General features: G+C 58.2%; 5 protein-coding genes and 1 pseudogene. 3 read left to right on the top strand and 3 right to left on the bottom strand.

Translation table 11 applies throughout. The features are described from left to right. Window positions 1-180: 180 nt before the first annotated feature. Window positions 181-645, bottom strand: coding sequence for an Lrp/AsnC family transcriptional regulator (locus tag NKJ40_RS31335; protein ID WP_352469332.1), 465 nt, complete (start codon window positions 643-645; stop codon window positions 181-183). A gap of 504 nt (window positions 646-1,149) precedes the next feature. Between NKJ40_RS31335 and ectB the strand changes: the two genes are divergently transcribed. After that, window positions 1,150-2,460, top strand: coding sequence for a diaminobutyrate--2-oxoglutarate transaminase (gene ectB / locus NKJ40_RS31330; RefSeq protein WP_352469331.1), 1,311 nt, complete (start codon window positions 1,150-1,152; stop codon window positions 2,458-2,460). A 395-nt stretch (window positions 2,461-2,855) separates the two neighbouring features. Next, a complete protein-coding gene (locus tag NKJ40_RS31325) occupies window positions 2,856-4,304 on the top strand; it encodes an aldehyde dehydrogenase family protein (RefSeq protein ID WP_352469330.1) in 1,449 nt (482 codons plus the stop codon). A gap of 1,174 nt (window positions 4,305-5,478) precedes the next feature. On the opposite strand, the gene cuyB is transcribed toward NKJ40_RS31325, so the two are convergent. Together cuyB and NKJ40_RS31315 are read right to left on the bottom strand one after the other, a co-directional pair. Further along, entirely contained in the window at window positions 5,479-6,198 is a 720-nt protein-coding gene (cuyB, locus tag NKJ40_RS31320; protein WP_352469329.1) for a cysteate racemase, read from the bottom strand. An 868-nt stretch (window positions 6,199-7,066) separates the two neighbouring features. Continuing rightward, a pseudogene (locus tag NKJ40_RS31315) lies at window positions 7,067-7,308 on the bottom strand (IS21 family transposase); the annotation flags it as partial. 323 nt (window positions 7,309-7,631) lie between these two features. On the opposite strand from NKJ40_RS31315, the gene NKJ40_RS31310 reads away from it, so the two are divergent. Next, window positions 7,632-8,283, top strand: a 652-nt coding sequence (locus tag NKJ40_RS31310) for a condensation domain-containing protein (protein WP_352469328.1), incomplete at its 3' end; no start/stop codon positions are given.

Here is an 8,283-nt window from a genome sequence, read left to right as displayed (position 1 = left end):
ATCCGGCCACGGCTCTGCTTTGTCCACCTCCACAGCTTGAATCATACCCCAGCCTCAGACGAAACCCCTGCAAGCCGATTTTCAAAACGGCCTCTAAAGGAGCCGGTGTGTCATCTTTACTGAAATCACGTGGTGTTTCGACCACCTGGTTGATCACAGATGCGCCTGCCGGCGCCGCCATTAAATGTCGATCGGCACCGCTAACGACGCCTTCGTTCGGTCCATCACAACCATGGTGTTGAATCCCCTTACATCACTGTTTTCATAGAAAAAGCGTCGGGTGAAAACATCGTATTCCACAAGATCACGGACGGAGATCACGAGAACGAAGTCAGCGTCGCCTGTCACGGCATAGGCGCTCATAATCTCGGGTGTGCGCCGAATAGCCTGCTTAAACCGATCGATGATATCCGATCGATCGCGCTCGAGATCGATTGAAACCAGCATAAGCATTGGCCGGCCGACAGCTTCAGGTGAAACCACGGAAACATCTGCCTCGATCACCCGAGCTTCCCGAAGACGCTTCAACCGCCTCTGGCAAGCGGTGGGTGATATTCCTGCCAATCCGCCAAGTTCTTCGGTCGTCAGGCGATTATTGCGCTGCACGGCGTTAAGAATCTTTCGATCAATACGGTCAAGCTCCACAATCATCTCCGCCGAAGTCCAAAGTTGCGCAGGAAAACTGCGCGGTATCCCCATTGATAGCCGCGGTTCGGCATAATTGGAAGCTAAATCCATGTCATGCCCCAAAGCTTTCAATCGCGCTAACGCAGCTAATGTCCCCTCCCCTATGGTCCGACTTTAACTCTCCTGTGCACCTAGCACCCAGCGCTTGCACGGGGCCTGCAGCACGAAGCCCGGCATGTCAGCGGAGCCGTCGGCTGGTTTCTGGGCTTCTTTGGTGGCCTCTTCGCCACTTTCCTTTGCGTGTAGCGAGTTTTGGACGATCATGGCGTCAAGGGCGCCAGATATCTGCGTCTAGCGCCCACATAACGCAGTCTTCCTGCGCTGACTCACTTACTTTCGTGGAAAACGCCCGACGGTCGGGGTTAGGCTTATATCAGAGATTGAAGTCCAATCCTAAGCTACTAGCACGCGATGCAGGCTGCCAAACAGGTCAATCGCCGCGCCAACAAGGAGCCCGCCGACATGAACAAGTCGTTCAATCCCACCAACGATCAAAGCCTCGCCCTTTTCGACCGACTTGAGTCTGAGGTGCGGAGCTACGTTCGAGCGTTTCCCGTCCTCTTCGATCATGCTGTCGGCACCACGCTGACGGCTGCTGATGGCCGGGAGTACATCGATTTCTTTGCAGGCGCCGGCGCCCTGAATTACGGTCATAATAACCCGGCATTCAAGCAATTCCTTATTGATTACATTGAGCGCGATGGAATCGTGCACGGACTCGACCTTGCGACAACCGCCAAGAGGGCATTTATCGAAGCCTTTGAGAACTTTATTTTGATCCCGCGAGGTCTGAACTACAAACTTCAGTTCCCAGGTCCTACCGGCACGAATGCCGTTGAGGCCGCGCTGAAGCTCGCTCGGCTAGTGACTGGCCGGCCAAACATCGTGGCGTTTACAAACTCGTTTCACGGCGTGAGCGCGGGTGCTCTTGCGGCAACTGGGAACAAGGAGATGCGAGCCGCTGCCGGGTTCCCGCTCGCGAACGTCACTTCGCTGCCCTACGATGGCTATCTCGGCGAAAATATCGATACCCTCGACTATTTCGAAAAGCTTCTTGTCGATCCGGCTAGCGGCCTCGACAAGCCCGCTGCAGTAATCCTGGAAGCGATACAGGGCGAAGGCGGCATCAACATTGCCAGCACTTCATGGCTGCAGCGGCTCCGGGACCTGACAACACGTCATGGCATTCTTTTGATCCTCGACGATATTCAAGCCGGCGTGGGTCGCACTGGCACGTTCTTCAGCTTTGAGCCTGCAAAGATCGTCCCAGATATCGTGACCTTGTCAAAGTCGTTGTCCGCAATCGGAACACCGATGTCTCTCATGTTGATGAAGCCGGAGCACGATGTTTGGGCGCCGGCAGCTCACACCGGCACATTCAGGGGTAATAACCTTGCCTTTGTTACGGCTCGCGCGGCACTTGAGGTTTATTGGTCTGATTCCAAGTTCGAAGAGGAGATCGCCCGAAAATCCGGGATTCTCGCTGCCGAGCTCGGGTCAATCGTAAAGGACTTCCCCAAACTTGGACTCAGTATTCGGGGCCGCGGTCTGATGTACGGCCTCGTATCTCGAAGGTATCGCGAGCTTCCTGGCCTGGTTTCTAAGGAAGCGCTCGGTCGTGGCCTTGTGATGGAGACCGCGGGCTCCTACGGTGAGGTGCTTAAATTCATGACTGCTCTCACAATCACCGAGGCTGACCTGCGCCGTGGCCTGTCAATCATCCGCGACAGCATTGGAGCGGTGGCGGCAACCCTCGACAGTGGAAGCGCGTAATATCGATGGCAATCTCTGCGCGCTTATTCGTCCGCCGGGTCCCGATCGTGAGCGGAGAGGATGAGCGGAAAGTAGTTACAATCCCTGCTTGCGACACGGACGAACGTTGCGGCCGCTATGGACTCCGCGAGCACACATTCCGGAGACTAAGCTGGCGGGAGCTAGCTCCGGCGGAGCGACACCGTCTGGATCTTTTTGCCTACCGAAACGTCGGCGGCTGGAATCCCGACGACGCTTCTGCCGAATGACGGTGCCCTTGGATCCGGCTGATAGACTTGGGGGCTGAGCGGCCCGGCGCGCCGACGGGCTAACACTAGCATTCACACCCACCATGGTTGCTGAGAGAATGGTTCATGCGATGAAGATAGTTCATGCGATATTGAAAGAGGGGCGGAATGACTATCAGTGAGGTGCTCAAGAATTTCATCGATGGGGAGTGGCGGGATTCTTCGACCGGCAGACGGATTGAGGTCGATGACCCGTCAAATGGGGAGACGTTTGCCGTCGTAGCGGAAGCAGGACCAGAAGAGGTCGAGCTTGCCGTTGCTTCCGCCAATCGCGTTTTTCGCGACCGCGTTCTGATAGACATGCATCCCTATGATCGTGGACGCATGCTGTTTCGCGTTGCTGACGCCCTCGCGACGTGCGGCGATGAGATCGCGACAGTCAACTGCATGGAGACGGGAAAGGCATTAGAATTCGCACGTGGCGAAGTTCAGACCGCCATCAGGTATCTGAGGTACTACGGTGGCTTGGCCGATAAGCTTGAAGGTCGGTCAATCCCACGCGGGGCCAACCTAGTCGACTACACTGTTAGAAGTCCTTTCGGCGTGTCCGCCCAGATCGTTCCGTGGAATGGCCCGCTGGAACTGACGGCCCGTTCACTGGCCTGCGCCATCGCAACCGGCAATTCATTGGTGGTGAAGTCGTCTGAACTGGCTCCCCTGTCCGGAATTGAAATCGCACGTGCCTGCGAGACCGCAGGGCTGCCTGCCGGAGCAGTCAACGTAATCACTGGGTACGGCCGAACGACAGGCCAGGCGCTGATCCAACATCCCGATGTTCGCCACATCGTCTTCACGGGCTCGCTGGCCACCGGGCGATCGGTCCTTAAGACCGCATCGAAGCGTATCGTACCTTGCATCATGGAACTGGGCGGCAAGTCGGCTGCGGTTGTGTTCGCCGATGCCGATCTCGATGCCGTCGTGGATGCCGTGCGCATCGGATCCTTCGTGAATGCCGGCCAGAATTGCAATGGCCTCACACGTCTGCTTGTGGAACGTTCTATTGCAGACCCGCTGGTGGAGCGACTGAAGGCGTGCGTGGAAGGACTCGCGGTCGGTCCAGGACGCGAGAACTGCGACATCACACCGTTGATCTCCGAAAGGCAGCGACAGGGTGTCGAGCGGGCCTGCCAGACGGCACGCTCGCAAGGTGCACGGCTCGTGACCGGCGGAACAGCACTTTCCGAGCGGCGCGGCTATTTCATGGCGGCGACGGTGTTTGCCGATGTTGCGCGAGACAGTAGTCTTTTCCAGAATGAAACCTTCGGTCCTGTCCTCGCCGTGACTACGTTTGACGATCCGGTAGAGGCGGTTAATCTCGCGAACGCCACGGATCATGGTTTGGCAGCTGGCGTGTTCACACGGGATCTCGACCGGGCACTTTGGACCGCCGATCGTCTTTGGGCCGGCCAAGTCTACGTGAATGGATGGTTTGTCGGTGGCGTAGAAACACCGTTCGGTGGTGTAAAGCAGTCCGGCTACGGCAGAGAGAAGGGTCAGGAAGCATTGGACGGCTACGTTCAGACGAGAAACATCGGTATCCGTATCTCGCAACCGTGATCCGGTTCAGCTGAAGCTTTCGCCGCGATCCGCCACTGGCGAAGTGACCCTCGGAGACTTTGTTCTATCGATGCAATGATGAATAGTTTTGAAATCCCATGGTATCGCGGCGATGATGCTTTCCGACAACGACCCTCTTTGCGGAAAGTGCATTCATGACGGCACTCAAGAGGCAAATGCAAACACATAAGTGGGCCATTCATGCGACGACGGGTGAACGGCACGAACGGTGGAGATCTGTGCCAATTTTTGATGGCAATGCGCAACCAAGTCAAACGTGACTGTACACGTCTATGAGCACAATGCAATTCTCACGACGGCGCAGCGCGACTGGGTACCATCCCACTCGGCATTGAGAAGCTACGGCGGTTTTCCACGCTTTGACGAATGTATTCAGGTTACCGGAGCCATGTGAAGTTTTCATCGTATCTAGCACAGTAAGCTCGAACGAAAACTGGTTCGTCCTCCAGGTGCGTGTTTCAGATGATATGGGGCGAGCGGCAAGGGTGTTGGCATTCCTTCGCGAGCACGCCGGTGGACTTCCGCAAGGGCCCGCGTCGATCGGTCTGGTGAATGATGGTGGCGTCGATCCGTTCTGAGAGTCCTCTCTGGTCGTTGAAGTCAAGCTGCTCCTGTCTGGGCCGCCGCATGATGGGGTCAGGAGAGCAGGGCGTCTCAATCTGTTCCACGACCTTATGGCGCGTGGGCCATCAGCCGCTTGCCGCGCACACTCAGCCGCGCAACGGCGCCATGTTGGCAATGCCAAGACCAGGCGTGTGGGATCAGTGTGGGTCTGATAGCGCATCCACTGCGCCCGCCGGCGCATGAGCTTTGGCTTGATCTGCTCGGCCGGCAGAACGGGTTGTTTTGAAGCTCTTGCCCTCGTGATGCAGGAAGCGACCAACGCTCGCAGGAGGGATAGTGAGACCACGTTCGGCCATGCCGCTGTCAATTGATGAAGCGTTGCGTGGTGCGCCCTCTCACGTAGATCGATGCGCAGCAAAGGCAAAAGTCGAAGCCGCAGTGCGCTTTGTGAGCATAGTCGATCAATAGTGCGCCCCATGACTCATCGCAGGCTTGCAAGCCGCATAGTCACGCCAAGCGCGGACGACGCGATGACCCAACCCGCACTGCCCAAGGCGAGGGCAACTGCCCCCATGCCGATTTGAACTTTTTACCCCGCCATCGCGATTTGGCACTCGCCCAGGGACGCCTTTACGCAAGCTCGGGCCAGTGCATCGGTCGCATCGAGCGTCGTTGTCCCGACCTCAAGCCCTGAAAAAGCGACAGGAAGTTCGGTACATGCCAAAAGCAAGCGCTCCGCTCCCTGCTGGACCAGCAGCCTAGCCGCGGCGCCTGCTGCCTCGCACGCGGGACCCATCGTGCGCCCTTTGACAGATATGATTGAGTGGTCGATGAGACGTTGCGTCTTCTCGTCTGGAATGACTACGCGATCGACCGCCTTGAGCAATTCGGTGGCGTAGAGGTCGGCGGCGATTGTCCCGCGTGTCGCCATGATTCCGATCGAGCGCGGCCTGTTCGGCGTCGCTAGGAGCTCGTGAAGCACCGCCTGGGAGATATGAAGTATCGTCGCCCGACACGCCCGGTCCAATCGATCGTGCCAATAGTGGGCCGTATTGCATGGAATTGCGATGAATTCCACACCGGCCGCGTCAAGGAAGCGAACGCCTGAAAGCAGCGGCAGGAAAGGATCGTCTCGACCATTCTCAATGGCCGATGACCGATCTGGTATCTGCGGAACGTCGTGAACAATAAGCGGAATATGATCCTGATCTATTGTGGCGGGCGTTGCAGCTATGATCTTTGACATAAAATCTACTGTTGCCGCTGGTCCCATTCCACCGAGAATGCCTATGAGATTCTTGTGAAGCACTTGGTTTTCTTTCTGGTTAGCAATCGCCCTTGACTATTGCCGGAATTTACCCGCTACCGGTGAGATGTGCCCCACCACCATCTCCGCCTTGGGCGCGCCATAGAGAAGGTGGCGATCATGCCCCCCCAAAAAATGCGCCCGGTTCATCGTGCGTCACCCACTGTTGGCTGCGATGTCCGTAGCCATGCGTCCCCTGGCACCTGACGCCGCAATTTTGCACTTCCGCTGTAACAGATGCGAGGATCGGCTGATTGCCATTCCATTCGCCGCGCGCCGCATAGGCCCGCCCCCGAGCGCCACAAGTTGACAGTCGGCAAAAGCTCGCGCATCTGCGGACAATTGAGGAAGTGGTCGCTCTGGAAAATGTTGCGTTGTTCCGCCGGCGGCGACGCACTGCGCATCCAGTCGAGTTCATTCGGATTGGACGCGCGGCCATCGAGGTAGCGGTGTTCATGATTCGAGCATGCCATCGACATTGTCTCCTTTTCGTGTTGCCAATGTGCGTGCGTAGTCAGGTTTCTGGCAGAATGGGTTGGTACGGACGCTATAGGGAGGCATCTAAAGTTTGTTATCGCCGATCGGTTGAATTGGGTGGCGGCCATGGTGACGCTCTCTCCTTTGGTACAGGGGGCAGCTCCGATCGCGTCGCCGACTCGCTTCAGAGGTTTGGGGTCAATGCGGATGTCCCTACGCCCCGCCACAAGCCGAGTTGGGCCGCAGTCGGATCAGTCCAACGATGTTCTCAACAGCAATTCGTGTGCCAAATATCTTCGAAAGCTTCTGTAGACGCTCCAGAATGGCCTGTGTTTCCAGTGCGGGAGCGAGACACAGCACCGTGCGGCCAGACGAAGCATCGAGGCCGTACACAACCATCGTCCTTCAGTTCCCGGTAAAGCCGGCTTCCGGTGAGGCCGGGATATCGCGTGACGCGTTCGCGAAGGTAGGCCGTGAAGGGATCGATCACCGCCTGACGCGGCTTGCGCGTCCGTAGGCCGGAGCCTCGAGCCCGCGCTCAATGTATTTGCGCACCCTCTTGCGGTCGATCCCGCTCTCCCTGGCGATCGCCGACACCGACAGGCCCTGCCGATGCAAATCCAGTGTCATCATCATCTCCCCGATCTTGAGAAATCCCTCTCCCGACCATCGGGAGAAGCATTGGCGATCACGCGCCGCCGGCAGCGCTATACTGGGGAAGATCCAATCGGCACTTCTGGGGAGTATTGAGCCGGCATCGACAACCGTGTCCGATTGAAGACGTCTGTGTTCGGAAGCTGACACACTGAGGCGCAAGTATTCCGCCGGCGCGGTGCTAAACAGATGTTTTTGCCTCTCTTGCTCGCACAACCTCTTCGGTGGCACGCCGATTGCATGGGACACAGTGAAGGATCCGTTCCGACGATAGCGGTCTCGCAGTCTCGGCCCAGGGGGTTTACATGAAACTTGCTCGCACGATTCAAATCGATGGGATAGACGCTGCACTGCCGAGTGCGGTCCCGCCAATTGAAGCTTTGCCGCGTCCGTCGCGGGTCCCGGTGTCATTGCCCCAGCAGCGGCTTTGGTTCCTTTCGCGTCTGGCGGGTGGCAGCGAGGCCGTTCACATTCAGATGGGGCTTAGACTTTGCGGCGACCTGAACGAGGCGGCCCTGCAGCCGGCCTTGGACGGGTTGGTGGCGCGTCATAAGGTGCTGCGCACGACCTTCGGGGCGGAGGACGGCGAGCCGTTCCAACGGCTCGGACCGGCGAACGTCGGCGTGCCGCTGAAACGAGACGATCCGACGGCGGCAGCGGATGTGGAGGCGACGCTCGCGGAGTTGATGCGCCATGAAGCGCAGGTGACGTTCGACGTAGAAGCCGGGCCGCTGATCCGCGGACGGCTTGTACGCATGGCGATGGACGATCATGTGCTGCTGATCACCATGCACTACATGGTCTCGGACGACTGGTCGCGGAAGATCCTGACACGCGAGCTCAGCGAGCTCTTCGCCGCGGCCCCGGCGGGCCCCGGCGATAGGGGGGCGGCGGTTGCGGTGGGCTTTGGGGGATACGCCCGTTTGGAGCGCCGGTTGGGGGGAGGCGGGGGGGGGG

Source organism: Mesorhizobium sp. M0119 (assembly GCF_040322615.1).
Lineage (GTDB): Bacteria > Pseudomonadota > Alphaproteobacteria > Rhizobiales > Rhizobiaceae > Mesorhizobium.
Note: the sequence above shows the minus strand (reverse complement) of the source record. Positions and strands in the feature narration are given on the sequence as shown.